General features: G+C 75.2%; 19 protein-coding genes. 9 read left to right on the top strand and 10 right to left on the bottom strand.

From position 1 onward, the window contains the following. Positions 1-98 precede the first annotated feature (98 nt). Positions 99-773, top strand: a complete 675-nt coding sequence (locus QBL21_RS23730) for a nitroreductase family protein (RefSeq protein WP_407564239.1) — start codon at positions 99-101, stop codon at positions 771-773. 265 nt (positions 774-1,038) lie between these two features. After that, positions 1,039-1,923 (top strand): sugar phosphate isomerase/epimerase family protein, encoded by an 885-nt coding sequence (locus QBL21_RS23725; RefSeq protein ID WP_407566533.1) that lies wholly within the window; start codon positions 1,039-1,041, stop codon positions 1,921-1,923. 275 nt (positions 1,924-2,198) lie between these two features. Here QBL21_RS23725 and QBL21_RS23720 read toward each other — a convergent pair whose 3' ends face one another. Next, positions 2,199-3,968, bottom strand: coding sequence for a hypothetical protein (locus QBL21_RS23720; RefSeq protein WP_407564238.1), 1,770 nt, complete (start codon positions 3,966-3,968; stop codon positions 2,199-2,201). Between the two features lie 463 nt (positions 3,969-4,431). Here QBL21_RS23720 and QBL21_RS23715 point away from each other — a divergent pair, with 463 nt between their 5' ends. Further along, the gene (locus tag QBL21_RS23715; protein WP_407564237.1) at positions 4,432-5,073 is read left to right on the top strand and encodes a uridine kinase; all 642 of its coding nucleotides are present in this window, start codon (positions 4,432-4,434) and stop codon (positions 5,071-5,073) included. A gap of 103 nt (positions 5,074-5,176) precedes the next feature. Here QBL21_RS23715 and QBL21_RS23710 read toward each other — a convergent pair whose 3' ends face one another. Continuing rightward, on the bottom strand, positions 5,177-5,476 hold the full coding sequence (locus QBL21_RS23710) for a DUF6343 family protein (protein WP_407564236.1): 300 nt from the start codon (positions 5,474-5,476) through the stop codon (positions 5,177-5,179). Between the two features lie 76 nt (positions 5,477-5,552). Further along, positions 5,553-5,855 (bottom strand): hypothetical protein, encoded by a 303-nt coding sequence (locus tag QBL21_RS23705; protein ID WP_407564235.1) that lies wholly within the window; start codon positions 5,853-5,855, stop codon positions 5,553-5,555. A 195-nt stretch (positions 5,856-6,050) separates the two neighbouring features. On the opposite strand from QBL21_RS23705, the gene QBL21_RS23700 reads away from it, so the two are divergent. After that, positions 6,051-6,509, top strand: a complete 459-nt coding sequence (locus QBL21_RS23700; protein ID WP_407564234.1) for a type II toxin-antitoxin system PemK/MazF family toxin — start codon at positions 6,051-6,053, stop codon at positions 6,507-6,509. Positions 6,510-6,654: 145 nt separating this feature from the next. On the opposite strand, the gene map is transcribed toward QBL21_RS23700, so the two are convergent. Further along, complete coding sequence (gene map / locus QBL21_RS23695; protein WP_407564233.1) at positions 6,655-7,422, bottom strand: type I methionyl aminopeptidase; 768 nt, start codon at positions 7,420-7,422, stop codon at positions 6,655-6,657. Positions 7,423-7,476: 54 nt separating this feature from the next. On the opposite strand from map, the gene QBL21_RS23690 reads away from it, so the two are divergent. From QBL21_RS23690 to QBL21_RS23680, 3 genes are all read left to right on the top strand, one after another. Beyond that, positions 7,477-7,761: a helix-turn-helix domain-containing protein gene (locus QBL21_RS23690; RefSeq protein ID WP_407564232.1), complete on the top strand. Its 285-nt coding sequence runs from the start codon at positions 7,477-7,479 to the stop codon at positions 7,759-7,761. A gap of 99 nt (positions 7,762-7,860) precedes the next feature. Next, positions 7,861-8,694, top strand: coding sequence for a hypothetical protein (locus tag QBL21_RS23685; protein ID WP_407564231.1), 834 nt, complete (start codon positions 7,861-7,863; stop codon positions 8,692-8,694). Between the two features lie 4 nt (positions 8,695-8,698). Continuing rightward, the gene (locus QBL21_RS23680; protein WP_407564230.1) at positions 8,699-8,908 is read left to right on the top strand and encodes a DivIVA domain-containing protein; all 210 of its coding nucleotides are present in this window, start codon (positions 8,699-8,701) and stop codon (positions 8,906-8,908) included. Positions 8,909-9,073: 165 nt separating this feature from the next. Here the strand turns inward: QBL21_RS23680 and QBL21_RS23675 are convergent, their stop codons facing one another. The 3 genes from QBL21_RS23675 to QBL21_RS23665 all read right to left on the bottom strand — a co-directional run bounded on the left by QBL21_RS23675 (position 9,074) and on the right by QBL21_RS23665 (position 11,581). Beyond that, complete coding sequence (locus QBL21_RS23675; protein ID WP_407564229.1) at positions 9,074-9,961, bottom strand: carbohydrate kinase family protein; 888 nt, start codon at positions 9,959-9,961, stop codon at positions 9,074-9,076. Between the two features lie 193 nt (positions 9,962-10,154). After that, on the bottom strand, positions 10,155-11,057 hold the full coding sequence (locus QBL21_RS23670) for a pseudouridine-5'-phosphate glycosidase (protein WP_407564228.1): 903 nt from the start codon (positions 11,055-11,057) through the stop codon (positions 10,155-10,157). 41 nt (positions 11,058-11,098) lie between these two features. After that, a complete protein-coding gene (locus QBL21_RS23665; protein ID WP_407564227.1) occupies positions 11,099-11,581 on the bottom strand; it encodes a hypothetical protein in 483 nt (160 codons plus the stop codon). Between the two features lie 111 nt (positions 11,582-11,692). Between QBL21_RS23665 and QBL21_RS23660 the strand changes: the two genes are divergently transcribed. Beyond that, on the top strand, positions 11,693-12,271 hold the full coding sequence (locus QBL21_RS23660) for a hypothetical protein (RefSeq protein ID WP_407564226.1): 579 nt from the start codon (positions 11,693-11,695) through the stop codon (positions 12,269-12,271). A gap of 73 nt (positions 12,272-12,344) precedes the next feature. Here the strand turns inward: QBL21_RS23660 and QBL21_RS23655 are convergent, their stop codons facing one another. Beyond that, on the bottom strand, positions 12,345-12,887 hold the full coding sequence (locus tag QBL21_RS23655) for a DUF1697 domain-containing protein (protein ID WP_407564225.1): 543 nt from the start codon (positions 12,885-12,887) through the stop codon (positions 12,345-12,347). A 60-nt stretch (positions 12,888-12,947) separates the two neighbouring features. Then, entirely contained in the window at positions 12,948-13,505 is a 558-nt protein-coding gene (locus QBL21_RS23650; protein WP_407564224.1) for a methylated-DNA--[protein]-cysteine S-methyltransferase, read from the bottom strand. A gap of 239 nt (positions 13,506-13,744) precedes the next feature. Here QBL21_RS23650 and QBL21_RS23645 point away from each other — a divergent pair, with 239 nt between their 5' ends. Next, on the top strand, positions 13,745-14,584 hold the full coding sequence (locus tag QBL21_RS23645; protein ID WP_407566532.1) for an MHYT domain-containing protein: 840 nt from the start codon (positions 13,745-13,747) through the stop codon (positions 14,582-14,584). 51 nt (positions 14,585-14,635) lie between these two features. On the opposite strand, the gene QBL21_RS23640 is transcribed toward QBL21_RS23645, so the two are convergent. Further along, positions 14,636-15,556, bottom strand: coding sequence for a glycerophosphodiester phosphodiesterase (locus QBL21_RS23640; protein ID WP_407564223.1), 921 nt, complete (start codon positions 15,554-15,556; stop codon positions 14,636-14,638). Positions 15,557-15,829 lie beyond the last annotated feature (273 nt).

Here is a 15,829-nt window from a genome sequence, read left to right as displayed (position 1 = left end):
CCGAGGACCGGGTGCGGCGCGGTGGGCGGCCGTCTGCGCGGGCGCTATCGCCGTGCAGGATCTGGGCCGGGCGCCCCGCACCGTGTTCTGCTGGCCCGATGACCACCTCGCAGCCGTATCCGGCCCCGTATCCCACCGTCCCGTACGAGCCGCTCGGCGTGCCGGCGGCGGACGCGGCGGAGCGCAGCCGCGCCTTCCACGACGCCATGACGCGCCGCCGTACCGTACGCGACTTCTCCCCGCGGCCGATCCCGGACGACGTCCTGGAGTGGGCGGTCCGCACCGCCGCCACCGCCCCCAGCGGCGCCAACGTGCAGCCCTGGCGCTTCGTCGTCGTCACGGACCCGGACCGCAAGCGGCTGCTGCGGGAGGCGGCGGAGCGGTCGGAGCGGGAGTTCTACGCGCACCGGGCCTCGCCGGAGTGGCTGGCGGCGCTGGCGCCGCTGGGCACGGACTGGCAGAAGCCGTTCCTGGAGGCGGCGCCCGCGGTGATCGTCGTCTTCGAGGTGCACAAGGGGCCGCGCAGCCCGCGCCCGTACTACACGAAGGAGTCGGTCGGCATCGCCGTCGGCTTCCTCCTCGCGTCCCTGCACCAGGCGGGGCTGGCGACGCTCACCCACACGCCGAGCCCGATGCGGTTCCTGGGCGAGGTGTGCGAGCGGCCGCCGGAGGAGCGGGCGGCGTACGTGATCCCGGTCGGCTACCCGGCGGACGGGGCGCGGGTTCCGGACATCCGGCGCAAGGACCTGGGCGACGTGCTCGTCCGGCTCTGACGCGCGGGCGCGCTGGTGCGCGGCGTGCGCCGGGCCGCGTACCGGTGCGCCCGGTTGGGGCGTGTGGGCCGCAGGGCTGCCGCGGCGCGCTGACCCGTTGACCGCGTGACGCGGGCCGCTTACTCTGATGCGCGCATGCCAGTAAGCGCTTTCTAAACGGGATTCGTCAGACGCGGGAGAGGCGGTTGTGCGCATGAACGGCAGGCACGAGACGGACCAGGGAGCCGACGGGACGGGCAGGTTCCGGCGGACGCCGAACGGCGGGCTGGGGCGGCGCGCGCTGCTCACCGCGGCGCTCGGCGCCGGTACCGCCGCCGCACTCGGCGGCGGGGCCGGACCCGCGGCGGCGGCCGACGCGGCGGCCCGCCGCCGGTGCGGCCCGAAGCCCGGCAAGCGGCGCATCCCGCCGGGCGGCATCGGCATGCACCTCTACACGATGCGCGGCCCCCTGGCCACGGACTTCGCCGGCACGCTCCAGCAGTTGTCCGACATCGGCTACGCCACCGTCGGCGTCAGCGGCCGGCACGGCCACAACGCGCAGCAGATCCGCGGCATGATCGACGACGCCGGGCTCAAGGCCGTGCTGGAGCACGTCGGGTACGACATCGTCTCCGGCAGCGGACTGCCGAAGGCGATCGAGGACGTGCACACCCTGGGCGGCCAGTGGGTCGTCGTCCCCAGCCTGCCCGGCTCCCTGCACTCGCCGGCCGGCTTCCGGGAGGCCGCGCGCGCCCTCAACGAGGCGGGTCAGGCATGCCGCGACGCCGGCCTTGAGCAGGTGCTCTTCCACAACCACGGCAGCGACCACGAAACGGTCGACGGCGAGGTGCTCTTCGACATCCTCGTCAACGAGACCGACCCCGAGCTGGTCGCCCTCGAGTTCGACGTGTACTGGGGGGTGCGCGGCGGCGCCGACCCGCTCACGTACTTCCGCCGGTACCCGGGCCGCTTCCCCGCCCTGCACGTCAAGGACATGGCGGAGAACGGCGACTTCGCCGACGTCGGCTCCGGCGTCCTGGACTTCGTGGAGATGTTCCAGGGGGCGGAGAGCGGCGGGGTCAGGCAGTGGCTCGTCGAGCACGACAACCCGTCCGACCCGTTCGCGACGGCGCGCAACAGCTACGAGTACCTCGCGGCGCTGCGCTACTGACACGCTGCCGGTGCTCCCGGTGCGTTCCCGGGCGGGGGACGCACCGGGGCGGACCCGCACCCGGGCGGGTGTCCGCGGGTCCGGGCGCGGCGGCAGCGGCCCTCGGCGGGCTCTCCTGGCTCCCGCCGGCGGCCGCTGCCGCCCGGGCCGTACGCGGTGCGCACCGCGGCCCGGCGCGACCGACTCGACCCGCCGGGGGTCGACGTACCGGGGTTCGACGTGCCGGGGTTCAGCCTGCTCGCGTTCGACCTGCCCCGGCGGCAAGGACCGCCCCGCTACGGCCGGTTCAGCGCCCGGGCGGCACCGGCGGCCACGGCGGTGGCGAGGATCCAGCCGGCCATGGCGAGCAGATACGCCACCCACTGGGAGCCGCCGCCGGGCGCGAACGCGTTGCCCTGGCCGAAGTCGACGACCGGCAGCAGCGTGTCGAGGGTGTAGACGAAGGGGTTGAACCCGATGTCCTTGTCGGGCTCCAACGGCCGCGGCTGGTCGGTCCAAAAGAGCAGGGAGCCCAGCGCCAGCAGCCCCGCCAGCCAGGCGACGGCGCGCTCGGGCCGGTAGCCGTAGCCGACGACGGCGTCCTGGACGCCGCCCCAGGCGCGGGCGTACCAGGGCAGTTGGCCGCGGCGGGCGCGCTGCTTCGCCAGCAGGACGCGGCGGGCGTCGTCCTCGTGGCCGAGGCGGCGGTACACGGCGGCAAGCTGCTCGTACGGCTGCGGGACGTACGCGCCGTCGCTCCGGCTCAGCCAGGGCAGCCGCTCGGCGGCCGGGAGCGGGCTGTCCAACTGCTCGTAGAGGGCGCCGTCGAGGTGGACGCGCGGGGGCCAGGAGCCGGCGTCGTCGTACAGCACGCCGAGGGTGGCGTAGCGCAGGTCGAGGGCGCCGCCGAGGCGGGTGCCGCGCAGGTCGGCCTCGCGGACGCCGGTGCGGCGCAGGGAGAGCGCGGTGGCGTCGGGGGCGTGCCGCGTGGCGCTGCTGCCGGCGAGGTCGAGGCGGCCGGTGATCTGCGCACCGGACAGGACGAGCCGGCCGGTGGCCGTCACCCGGTCCAGCTCGACGTCCCCGCCGACCTGGATCCCGTACGCGTTGAGGGCGGTGCCCTCCGCGTCCCCGTGCAGTTCGGAGCGGCTCATCACCAGTCGGCTGCCGATGGTCGCGCCGGCCACCCGTAGCTCGCCGTGGGAGCGGAAGCCGTTGTCGAGTACGGCGTCGGAGCCGAGGTGTGCGCCGGGGGCGTCCAGGGTGCGGCCGGCGGGGTTGTCGAGCGTGGCGGCCCGCAGGAAGGTCGCGCCGGCGACGGTGGCGTTCCGCATGCCGAGCCGGCCGGTGGCCGACAGCCGGTACGCGGAGAAGTCGCCCTCTATTTGCACCCGCGCGGCGTCGAGCGCTTGGTCGCCGGCGGCGGCGTCGAGCCGGGCGGTGCGGAGGTCGATGCTGCCGCCGATGCGGGCGCTGCGCAGCACGATCGTGCCGCTGGCGGTGAAGCCGTCGCCCATCAGGATGTCGTTGTCGACCTGGAGGCGCGTGGCGTTGAGCGCTTCGCCGTCGGGGCCGTGCAGCCGGGCACCGGCGAGGATGAGGGTGCCGGCGATGCGGGTGGCGACGAGCCGGATCTTGCCGGTCGTCGTGCAGCCGGTCATGCGGAGCGGGCCTTCGACCCAGAGGTGGGAGGCGAGCAGGCCCGGCAGGTGGGAGCCGTTGAAGGTGAGCTGGCGGGTGCGGGCGCCGTAGAGGTCGACGGAGTTTTCGAACGAGCAGTCCGTGATCCGCAGATGCTGGTGTATCTCGGCGTGGTCGAGCGACAGGTTGCCGACGATCCGGGCGCCGGTGAGCTGCACCCCGGCGGTGTACCCGGACTCGGCCTCGCGCGCGCCGAGCAGCAGCGCCGCGACCACCTCGGCGCGCACGACGCGCTCCGGGCCCCAGCCGGCGCCCCCGGCCGGGTCGTCGGCGGCGGGGTCGCCGACGCGGAGGTCGACGCGCTCGGCGGTGGGGAAGGCGTCCCACAGCCGCCGCTCGGGCGGGCTCAGATCGTCCGGTCCCACGTGTGCCGTCCCCCTCGCTCCCTGCACCGCACGCGGTACGCGCGCTCACATCCGCTGCCCGTACTCAACCACTCCCGCCGGCCACCCCGTTGGGCAGCCCACCGGTCCGCCGGACCGGTCCGGCGGTCGACACCCCGGAGCGTGCCCCGCGCCGGCTGCCGCCGCCGACGACGAGCAGCGGGGTCCGGGCGGCATCGGCCGCGCGCACGGCGTCGACGCTGACCGCGGGAGTCGCCCGCGGGCGCGACCCGTCCGCGCCACCGGGGCGCCCCCGCGCGCACCGAGGCGTACGGCCGCCGAGGCGTACGGGCAGCGGGCGCGTACGGGCGCCTGGCGGAGCAAGGGGCCCGGAGGCGCGCCGACGCCCCGGAGACGTACGAGCGCCGCCACGTCGCCCCGGGTCTTCGCGCGATCCCCCGCCCCGTGTCCGGCGCCCCTTCCGGCCGCGCGGCATCATGGAACCGTGCGGCTGGAAGCGATCTCCTGGGAGCGGCTCACCGAGGCGCTGGCCGAGCGCATCGGCGGGTCCAAGGCGGCCGACGGCAGCCCGTGGCTGCGCGTCGCGGTGGACGGCGCCCCCGCGGCGGAGCCCGGGGTGCTCGCCGCCCGGGTCGGCGACGCCCTGCGCCTGCGCGGGCGGGAGGCCCTTGTCCTCGACGCGGGCGGGTTTCTGCGACCGGCCTCCCTCCGCTACGAGTTCGGGCGCGAGGACCCCGACGCCTACTACGACACCTGGCTCGACACGGGCGCACTCTGGCGTGAGGTCTTCGGCCCGCTGGAGCCCGGCGGCGACGGGCGCGTCCTGCCCGACCTCTGGGACCCCGTCACGGACCGCGCCACGCGCAGCCCGTACACCCGACTCCCGCACGGCGCCGTCGTGCTGCTGCACGGGCCGCTGCTGCTCGGCCGCTGGTTCCCCTTCGACCTGGCCGTCCACCTCCGGCTCTCCGCCCCGGCCCGCGCCCGGCGCACACCGGAGCGGGACCGCTGGACACTGCCCGCCTTCGCCCGCTACGAGGAAGAAGCCGACCCCGCCGAGACCGCCGACGTGCTCGTCCGCGTCGATGACCCGCGCCGCCCGGCCTGGCGCCCGGAGCGGCCGTAAGCGGTCCGACCGGCCGGTCCCGGCAAGGTCCGCGGTCCGCGCACCGGCCCGCCGAGCCGGCGTCATGCCGCCGGTGTCCGCCCGCGCGTCAGGGCAGCGCGCGTCAGGGCAGCCGCTTCGGCTTGGGTGGTTCCGCGTCCTCACGTATCGGCTCGTACGGCGGGACGTCGCGGCCCGGCTGGAAATGCGGGCCCTGTCGGATGTGCCGGACCACCACCACCATGTCCACGGTGGTGATCGCGGCGAGCGCCGCGGTGACCGCGGCCCAGACCGGTTCGTCGACGATCACGAAGAACACCGTGCCCGCGATCATCCAGAGCGTTCCCCACAGCGCCAGCCAGAAGCGCATGCGGAGCGGTGAGCGGGCGTGCACGGGCTCGTCGCCGGCGCGGTTCAGCCTCATGCGTAGCACCTCCTACCTCCAGCATCCGACTGTCCGGGGGTCGAGGTCCAACGGGGCACGCTGCGCGTACGACCGCCTACGGCACGCAGCGTGCCAGGGATATGCCTCGGCTCTGCGGCCACACCGCTTCGGGCAGGCCCTCGGCCCGCTCGGCGTCCGCGAGCCCGTCGGCCCTGCGGGCTGCCCAGGCCGCCGCGTCCGCCCCGTCCCGCCCGTCCGCCGGTCTGCCCGTCCCCGTCGGTTCCGTACGTTCCGCCCACTGGGCGGCCAGCCCCGCCAGGTCCAGCCCGGCCCCCTCGGTCTCGTCCACGTCGCACGCGGCCAGACCGAGCTGTTGCTCCGCCGACTCGAGCTCGTCGACAACGTCGTGGTAGTCCATGCCCTGGAAGCTACAACCTCCCACTGACAACGCCCGCCCCGCCCGGCCTCTGCGCCCCTTTTCCCCCGGCATATGACGCCCTGCCGCAGACGCCCCGCTGCGCCACCCTCGCGCCCGTCCCCGCCGCACCCCCGCCGTACCCCGGGCGGCCACCGGGCCGGGGCCCGCGCGCCCCCGGTTGCTACGGTGCCTGGTGTGACCACGCCGACCGACCAGAACGGCCCCGCGAGCCAGCCCGGCCAGCACGGCCCCTCCGCCACCACCGAGATAGACCCGCGCGCCGCCGGCGTCGTACGCACCTCCTACGCGCCCGACCCCGACGGCGACCCGGACCCCGGCGAGATCGTCTGGACGTGGGTCCCGTACGAGGAGAACGACGGCCGCGGCAAGGACCGCCCCGTGCTCGTCGTCGCCCGCGAGCCCGCCGGCACGGTCCTCGCCGTCCAACTGTCGAGCAAGCGCCGCGACGACGACCACGACTGGGTACGCATCGGCGCCGGCCCCTGGGACCGCGAGGGCCGCGAGTCGTGGGTCGACCTGGACCGCGTGCTGCGCGTCCATGACGACGGCATGCGCCGCGAGGCGTGCTCGCTCGACCGCCAGCGGTTCCACCGCGTCGAGCACCGCCTGCGCCTGCGCTACGGCTGGCGCTGACCCCCGACCGCCGCTCGCGGCCCGGGACTTGCGGCACGGAGCCACGGCACTCCCGTCACCGCCGTGTCCGAACCGAAGCCCGAACCGAAGCCCGAACCGAAGCCCGCACCGGAGCCCGCGCCGATCCGGCCCCGCCGCACCGCCCTCACAGCGCCGTCAGCACCCGCGGCCCGTCCTCCGTCACCGCGATCGTGTGCTCGATGTGCGCCGCCCTGCTGCCGTCCGTCGTACGCAGCGTCCACCCGTCGCCGTCGACCCCGTAGTCGTCCGAGCCGCCCGCCAGCAGCATCGGCTCGATCGCCAGCGTCAGTCCGTGCCGCAGCGGGTGACCCCGTCCCGCGCGCCCGCGGTTGGGCACGTGCGGGTCCTCGTGCATCCGCCGCCCGATGCCGTGCCCGCCGAAGTCCGCGGGCATCCCGCAGCCCGCCTCCGCGGCCACGCGCCCCACGGCGGACGAGATGTCGCCCAGCCGCCCGCCCGCGAGCGCCGCCGCGATCCCGGCGTCGATCGCGCGCTGCGTGGCGGCGATCAGGGCGGTGTCCTCGGGCCGCGGCGTGCCCACGGTGAAGCTGACCGCCGCGTCGCCCGTCCAGCCGTCCAGCTCCGCGCCGCAGTCGAGGGACACCAGGTCGCCGTCGCGCAGCCGGTAGCCGGTGGGGATGCCGTGCACGATCGCGTCGTTGACGGAGGTGCAGAGGACCGCGGGGAAGGGCGTGGAGGCGAATGACGGCCGGTAGCCGAGGAACGGCGACCCCGCCCCCGCCTTGTCCAGCACCTCCCGCGCGACCTCGTCCAGCTCCAGCAGGCTGACGCCGATGCCGGCCGCGTCCCGCGCGGCGGCGAGGGCCTGGGCGACGACGCGGCCGGCCTCCCGCATGGCGTCCAGCGCGGCGTCGTTCTTGATCTCGACCATGACGTGGCTCTCCCTCGGCCTCCCAATTACTATACCGGTATTAGTATCACGGTCATGGTTCGTACTCCACTGACCCCCGAGGAGCGCCGCCGCGGCGAGCGCTTCGGCGCCCTGCTGCGCGCCGCGCGGGGCGAGCGCAGCATGACCGACGTCGCCGCGGCAGCCGGCATCTCCGCCGAGACCCTCCGCAAGATCGAGACCGGCCGCGCCCCCACCCCGGCCTTCTTCACGATCGCCGCCCTGGCCGGCACCCTGGGCGTCTCCCTCGACGCCCTGGCCGGCACCTGCACGGCACCCGAGCCGGAAGCCCCCGCGGACCGCGCCGCACACGCCGCGTAGCGCCTACGGGTCAACTCCCGTACCCAGGGTCGCCACCCGACCCGGTGAGTCCGCCGCCGGAACGCCGTAGCGGCACGCGGCGGTGGGCATGGCGCAGCCATGACGTACGCCGACGGCACCCGCGACACCCCGCACGGCGGCTGGGAGGCGCGCTACCGCGCCGCGCTCCAACGGGCCGGCGGGCGCGGCGGGGCGCTGCTGACGGGGGTCGCCGCGCTGGCGCTGTACGGGTTCCGCAGCGTGCCCGCCGCCGCGGACGTGCGCGTGGTCGACGTGCTCGTACCGACCGCCCGCCGCCTCACCGCCCCGCCCGGGGTACGCGTCCACCACGCGCTACGCCGCCTGCCCCCGCCCGTCCGCCTGCCGCCCGGGCTCCCCGCCGCCCCGCCGGTCCGCGCCGCCGCCGACGCCCTGCGCGACGTACCCGACCACGGCCGGACCGCCGCCCTGCTCCGCGAACTGCTCGACGCCCACGACACCCCGCCCGCCGCCGCGGCCGGCGAACTCCGCGCCGCCGGCCTGCACACCCGCCCCGACGTCGCCGCCGCACTCGGCGCCCTCGGCCCCGGCACCCGCCCGCCCGCCGAGACCCGCGCCCGCGCCCTGCTCCACACCGCCGGCCTGCCGCCCCCGCTCTGGCACACCCCCCTGCACCTCGACGGCTACTGGCTCACCACCCCGCACGCCCACTGGCCCCGCACCGGCGTCCTCCTCCACCTCACCGAGCCGCCCTACCGCACCGACGACGGCACCGTGGAGCACCACAACGCCCTCGAAGCCCTGGGCCTGCACCTCGTCCACACCACACCCCGCCAGCTCTTCCGCGAGCCCGACGCCTTCACCGCCGCGGTCCGCGAAGCCCTCGCCGCGGCCCCGCACGGCCCTGGCCGGGGCCGGCTGCGCGCACGGCCGCGGCGCCGGCGCGTACCTTGACCAAGTGGACGCAGAACAAGGGGAGTTGAGGCCCGGAAGCTTCCGTGTCGCGCGGACGGGCTACGACCGCGGGCAGGTGGACGCGTACCTGGGGCGGCTGGAGAGCGGGGACGAGTCGGCGGGGGAGCCGGTGTTCGCGCTGGTCCGGGACGGGTTTCATACCCGGGATGTCGATGCGTACATCGAGTGGGTCCGGCGGGGGACCGAGGGCTGATACGCGCGCGGGTACGCGCGGTGTCGGACGCCCGTAAGCGACACCAGCGCGCGCTGATACGCGACGGAAGCCGCCCGCACGCCCCCACCGCGCCCTCCGGACCGCCACCGCGCCCCCGACTTGCCGCCGCGCCCCCCGGGGGCCACCACACCTCCCGACTTGCGGCTACGCCCCCCGCCCCGGCCGTCCGCCCGGCGTGCGGACCGCCGTTGCGGCTGTCGCGCAGGCGGCAGCCGCGGCGTCGCGCGGGGTGCCGCCCGACTGTACGGCCGCCAGATAGGCGCCCGTGAAGGCGTCGCCCGCGCCCGTGGTGTCGAGCGGTGTGACCGGGGTCGCGGGGATGTGCACCGCGGGAGCGCCGGGGGCGGCGAGGTGGGCGCCGTCGGCGGCGGCGGTGACCACGGCGGTGGCGTCGAGGGTCGCGGCCAGTGCCTCGGCCGCGGCGGCGGGAGCGGGGCGGCCGGTGAGCAGCGCGGCCTCCGCGGAGTTGGGGAAGACGGCGTCGGCGCTCGCGATCGCCGCGAGGAAGGCGCGTACGCCCGACGAGGCGATGAAACCGGCCGAGGCCGGGTCCACGCTGACCGTCGCCTCGTCCGCGTGCGCCTCGGCGGCGGCGAGTGCGGCGAGGGCCCGGCCGGAGGCGGTGAAGAACAGGTAGCCGGAGAGGTGCACGTGCGTGACGCCCGCCAGCAGCCCCGGCTCCCAGTCGTCCGGGCCCAGCCGGAACGACGCCCCGCTGTCCGTCAGGAACGACCGCTCCCCGGCGCCGTCGACCAGGGCGACGACCTTGCCCGTGGGCGCCTCGGGGTCGACGCGGACGTGGGCGTCGACGCCGGCGCGCACCAGTTCGGCGCGATGCCAGTCCGCGGAGTCCCGGCCCGCGCGCGCCAGCAGGCGCACCCGCGCGCCACAACGCGCCGCCCACGCGGCGACGTTCGCGCCGGCGCCGCCGGGCAGGATCGCGATCTCGGCCGGGGTGTCGGTGCCGGGGGCGAGCGGCGCGGCATGGCGGGCGACGACGTCGGTGACGACGTCACCGACCACGAGCAGCACGGCCCCGTGAGCGCCGCCCCCGCCCGCCCCCGTACGAACCTCTCCACGCGGCCCCGTACGATCCTCCGCCCCGGGCCCCGTGCCACCGTCCCCACCCGGCCCCGTACGGCCGTCCGCGCTCGCACGGCCGTCCGCCCCCGGCCCCGTACCGTCGCCGCCCCGCGGTCCCGTACCCCCGCTCACACCCGACGCCTCACGCCCCGCCGCCCTGCACCGCGATCTCCGCCGCCAGCCGCACGTTCCCCCGCACCGCCGCGAGGTTCGCCTCCAGCGACGCCCCCTGCGTCTGTTCCGTGAGATACCCGAGCAAAAACGGCGTGATCGCCTGCCCGCTCACGCCCCGCCGTCCCGCCTCACGCAGGGCGTCCGACAGCACCGCGTCGTGCACCGCCGGGTCCAACTGCTCGGCGGCCGGCACCGGGTTGGCCACGATCACCGCCGACGGCGGCACGTCCAGCTCCCGCTGGGCGCGCAGCACCGCCGCGACCTCCGCGGGCGTACGCACCGTCCACTCCACCGGCTCCCCGGACGTGCGCAGGTAGAACCCCGGGAACTCCGCCGTGCCGTAGCCGAGCACCGTCACGCCCAGCGTCTCCAGGCGCTGGAGCGTCGCCGGCACGTCCAGGATCGACTTCACCCCCGCGCACACCACCGCGATCCGCGTCTCCGCCAGGACCCGCAGGTCCGCCGACTCGTCCTGCGACTGCGTCCACTCCCGGTGCACCCCGCCCAGACCTCCGGTGGCGAAGACGCCGATGCCCGCACGGGCCGCGAGGAACGCCGTGGCCGCGACGGTCGTCGCGCCGCTCGCGCCGAGCGCGGCGGCCGGCGCGAGGTCGCGTACGGTCAGCTTGCGCACCGTGTCGTCGGACGCGATCCGCTCCAACTGCCCCCCGCCGAGCCCGACATGCGGGGTGCCGTCGAGGACGGCGACGGTGGCGGGGACGGCGCCGGCGGCGCGGACGATGTCCTCCAGCTCCCCGGCCACCCGGAGGTTGCGGGGGCGGGGCAGGCCGTGGGCGATGATCGTCGACTCCAGGGCGACGACCGGCCGCCCGTCCGCGAGCGCGTCGCGGACCTCGTCAGTCAGGTGCATGCGCCCACGGTACGTGCTGTCCGTACCCCGGTGATCAGCCCTTACGTGTCGTACAGGCCGTCCCACGGCTCGTGGAACCCGAGCCGGTCGGGGTACAACTCCGCCCAGTCCGGCTCGCCTTCGCCGCCGTCCGAGCCGCCCTGCTCCGGCGCCGCGTGCCGCTCCGCGACGAGCCCGAAGCGGATCCCGTCCACCGAGACCTCGAACGGCCGGATCGCGATGTCGCCGAACTTCAGCCCCGGCAACTCGTCGAGCCAGCCCTCCATCTTCGCGTCCATCCGCCCGTCCGCGGGCAGGCCCGGGCCCGGGGTCCAGATGTCGGATCCGGTGTGGTGGCCCTCGGCGTCGAAGCGGTGCAGCACGGCGTACCAGCGGCGGTGCTCCAGCCAGTCGGGGCCCATGCGGTAGTCGGGCGGGTACGCGGCGGTGATCGAGGCGAGGAACTGCCCGTCGTCGTAACGGCCGATGTTCTCGGTGCGGTAGCCGGGCTCGTGACGTATCGGGATGACCTCAGGGATCGCCATGGCCCAGACCTTAAGGGGTGATCGTCGCGACCGGAATTCGGGCCCCACCCCGGGGGAGCCCGCGGACGCGCGGGGGGATACGCGGACGGCGTCAGCGCTTACCTTCGGAAGATGGACGACGTTGACCGCGCCCCCGACCCTGACGCCGCCCCACCCGCTGCGCCCGACGCCCCCGACGTCCCCGCCCGCCCGCTCCTCCTGCTCGACGTGGACGGCCCCCTCAACCCGTACGCCGCGCCCGCCCAGCCGCCCGGCTACGGCGAGTACGTGGTCACCGGCATGCCCGCGGGGCCCCTCCGGCTGTGGCTGCGGCCGCCGCACGGTCAGCGGCTGCTGTCCCTGCCGTACGAACTGGTGTGGGCCACGACGTGGATGCACGAGGCCAACACCGTCATCGGCGACCGGGTGCTGGGGCTGCCGCCGCTGCCGGTCATCGAGTGGCCTTCGATGTTCACCACCGACGACCCGGACGGGCTGTACTGGAAGACGCGGCACATCGCCGCCTGGGCCGCAGGCCGGACGTTCGCCTGGGTGGACGACGAGATCTCGGCGGCCGACACGGCGTGGATCGCCGAGCACCACGCGGGGGAGGCGCTGCTGCGGCGGATCGATCCCGCGCGGGGGCTGGTGGAGGAGGACTTCGAGGCGCTGGAGGCGTGGGCGGCCGAACGGGACCGGAGCCGGCCCTGACGCACCCGCCGGCCCGCGGCGCCGACCTCCTCGCCCCGTCGCGTACGGGCCCGGGGCCGCCCGGGGCCCGGCGTCAACCGTCCGCGAGCTCCAGCAGCTTGAGGACCGTGTTCCAGTTGCGCGCGGTCGCCGTCACCGCCAGCTTGCGGCCGGAGAAGTCGGCCGCCAGCTTCGACCGACCGAGGCCGCCGGGGCACCAGACGTAGACCACGCGGTCCCCGACCTCGTACCGGTCGGGCGCGTACGAGGCGGGGTCGACGGTACGGAACCAGGCGTCGGCCGGCGCCGGTTCGGACAGGAACACGGCCAGGAAGCGGGCCGGCTCCGCGGCGCCCTCCGGCAGCGGGTTGCCGGCGATGACGTCGGCGATCTCGTCCCGGGTGCGTACGACGATCGCTATGCGCAGGCCGAACTCCTCCTCCACGACCGCCCCGACGGCCGCGGCGGTCTCCTCCGGCGGCGTGCCGGGGTCGTCGAAGACGACGTTCCCGCTGGCCACGTACGTGACGACGCCGCCGAAGCCGCGGTCGGTCAGCGCGGCGCGCAGCGCGGCCATCGGGACCTTGTTCTTGCCGCCGACGTTGATGCCGCGCAGCAGGGCGATCTGCTTGCTCACGCCCGGCGCCTCCCTCGTACGTACGCCCTGGGCCATTGCCTCCGCACCATCGGAAACCCCCTAGAACAGCGGCTCCGGCAGCACGCCCTCCAGCGCCAGCAGGCTCCGCTTCGTGTCGAGACCGCCGCCGAAGCCGCCCAGGCCGCCGTCGCTCTCGACCACGCGGTGACAGGGCACCACGATCGGCAGCGGGTTCGACGCCATGGCCCGGCCGACCGCCTGCGCGGCGCCGGGCTCCCCGACGCGGTCGGCGAGGAACTGATAGCTGACCACCGAGCCGAACGGGACCTGCGCCGCCAGTTCCTCCAGCACCCGCCGGTTGAAGCCGGCGGACAGCGACCAGTCCAGCTCCAGCCGGAACTCCTTCAGCTCGCCCGCGAAATACGCCCGCAACTGCCGCTCGGCCACCGCTATGTGCGCCGCGGGACCCGTCGGCTCCTCCCGGTCCGCGGCACCCGTGCCGGCGGCGTCCGCAGCGTCCGCGCCCGCGGCGTCCGGCTTGGCGTGGAACCCGACCTTGACCAGCCCCCGGTCCGTGGCGGCGAGCAGCAGCGGGCCGATCGGCGAGTCGACGACCCGGCGGCCGGTCCGGGGTGCGAGGGCATCGGTGGCGTCCATGCCGCGAGCGTAGGACACGGCACCGACAACCGCCGCCTCCGCCGGCGCCGGGCCCGGTTCCGGCCCAACGTGACAAATCGTCCGCGTACCGATTGCGTATCGGCTGCGCCGGGGGCGGTGGAAACATTTCGGTCCCGACTCGCACAGACCTACGATTCCCCCTGGTTGCTCTGTACCTCTGTCGACACATCTGTAGACACATCAGTAGACCCGGGAGTCACTCCGTGCTTGCTGCCTCCGTGCCCGTCGACGGGTTCACGTACGGCCTGCTCACCCCCCTCACCGCCTTCATCATGGCCGCGGTCGGCAGTGCCCTGGGGCTGCGCTGCACCATGCGCGCGCTGACCGTCGAGCCCGCGCGGCGGGCTGGCTGGCTGGCGCTCGGCGCGGTCGCCATCGGCACGGGCATCTTCACCATGCACTTCATCGCGATGATGGGCTTCACCGCCGACTCCGTCCACATCAACTACAACGTACCGATCACGCTGGCGAGCCTCGGCGTCGCCGTCGTCGTCGTCGGCATCGGCGTCTTCATCGTCGGCTACCTCGGCCGCACCGCGTTCGCCCTCACCGCCGGCGGCATCGTCACGGGGCTTGGCGTCGCGGCCATGCACTACCTGGGCATGGCGGGCATGAAGATGGACCGGGGCCGGCTGGTCTACGACGGCGCGGTCGTGGCGCTGTCCGTGCTCATCGCCGTGGTCGCCGCCACCGCCGCGCTGTGGCTGTCGATGACCGTGAAGCGGTTCGGCGTCGCCGTGGGCGCCGCCCTGATCATGGGCGTGGCCGTCTCCGGCATGCACTACACGGGGATGGCGGCGCTGGAGGTGCAGGCGCACGCCGCCAACGCGGCGGCGGAGGGCAGGAGCCCGGCGGAGATCCTGGCGCCGATCCTGATCGGGCCCGTGCTGCTCCTGGTGTTCGTCGGGCTCTTCGTCGGCATGGACCCGCTGGAGAACGAGTGGCGGGTGTCCACGCCCGACGAGGGCGTCTCCGGCGGGGACGCCGCCGCCCCCGAGCCCGCGGGCTCGGGAGCGACGTCGTACTTCGAGCGGGGCGGCCGGCCCGGCGGTAGCTGACGCCGCGGCACCGCGGCCGGGCGGCGACTACTCCGCTGCTCCGCTGCTCCGCTACTCCGCGGCGACCCCGAACCCGGCGTCCTCCAGCGCCTCGGCGATCAGGTCCGGCTTGTTGGTGATGATCCCGTCCGCGCCCCACCCGGCCAGCTCGACGGCCCGCGCCGGGTCGTCGACGGTCCAGGTGTACGCCTCAAGCTGCTTGCCGTGCGGCCCCTTGAGGGCGTGCACGGCCGCGTAGTAGTCGGCGGACATGGTGCCGTGGTTGGAGTTGATCTGGTCGGAGAAGGCGGCGTACGCGGGCAGGTCCGCCACCGCGGGGGCGCCGAGGAAGCCGGTCTTCACGTCCGGCCGCAGCCCGTGCACGGTCTTGATGGAGTCCGCGCTGAAGCTCTGCACGACCAGCTTGTGCTTGACGGCCGGGCGGCTCAGCCAGCCCCGCTTGCGCAGCTCGGTGAGGATCTCCTTCTCGATCCCCGGGTACAGCTCCGGCTTCTTGATCTCCAGCACCAGCTTCTGGTGGTTGTGCGTGACCCGCTTCATGTACTGCTCCAGGGTCGGCACCCGCGCGCCGGCCCACTCCTCGCCCTTCCAGCTCCCGGCGTCGAGCGTGCGGATCTCCTTCCAGGTGAAGTCGGAGACCTTCCAGGGAGCGCGGTCGGGGTACAGCTCCTCCACGTTGGTGGTCCGGGCGAGCGTGTCGTCGTGCATGATGACCAGCTCGCCGTCCTTGCTGCGCTGCACGTCGTTCTCGACCCAGTCGATCCCCATCTCACGGGCGGTGTCGATGGCGGCGAGGGTGTTCTCCGGGGCGTCGGCGGAGGCGCCGCGGTGCGCGACGGTCACGATCGGGGCGGCGGAGTCGGCTGCGGGCTCGGCAGCGGTCGCGGTGGCGGTCGTGGCGGCCGTGGTGAGCACGATGCCGGCCAGGGCCGTCAGAGCGCCGGACGCGCGCGTAAGCGTGCGGGAGGGCATGCAGTCTCCTCGACTAGAGGTGATCACTTGTCGCCGCAGGGTCCCAGTGGCAGGCGACAGAGTACGAGGCCGGGGATGGCCAGAGATTGAACGCCGATATCGGCGCGGTGAACGCGGACCGGTTCCGGTCGGCGCAGGTGGAAGGCTTGGGGAAGCGCTTGCTACGCCGTTTGAGGCCTCTTCCATCTGGCTGGAAATGATCTGGCCGACTGCCCGGGGTCTTCGGTATTGGGCCAGGTCAGCGAGGGTGCCGAAGCGGCCCGGTCGGCGTTG

Origin of the sequence: Streptomyces sp. 184 (genome assembly GCF_045781775.1) — a bacterium.
GTDB lineage: Bacteria > Actinomycetota > Actinomycetes > Streptomycetales > Streptomycetaceae > Streptomyces.
This window is presented reverse-complemented; position numbering and strand designations above follow the sequence as displayed.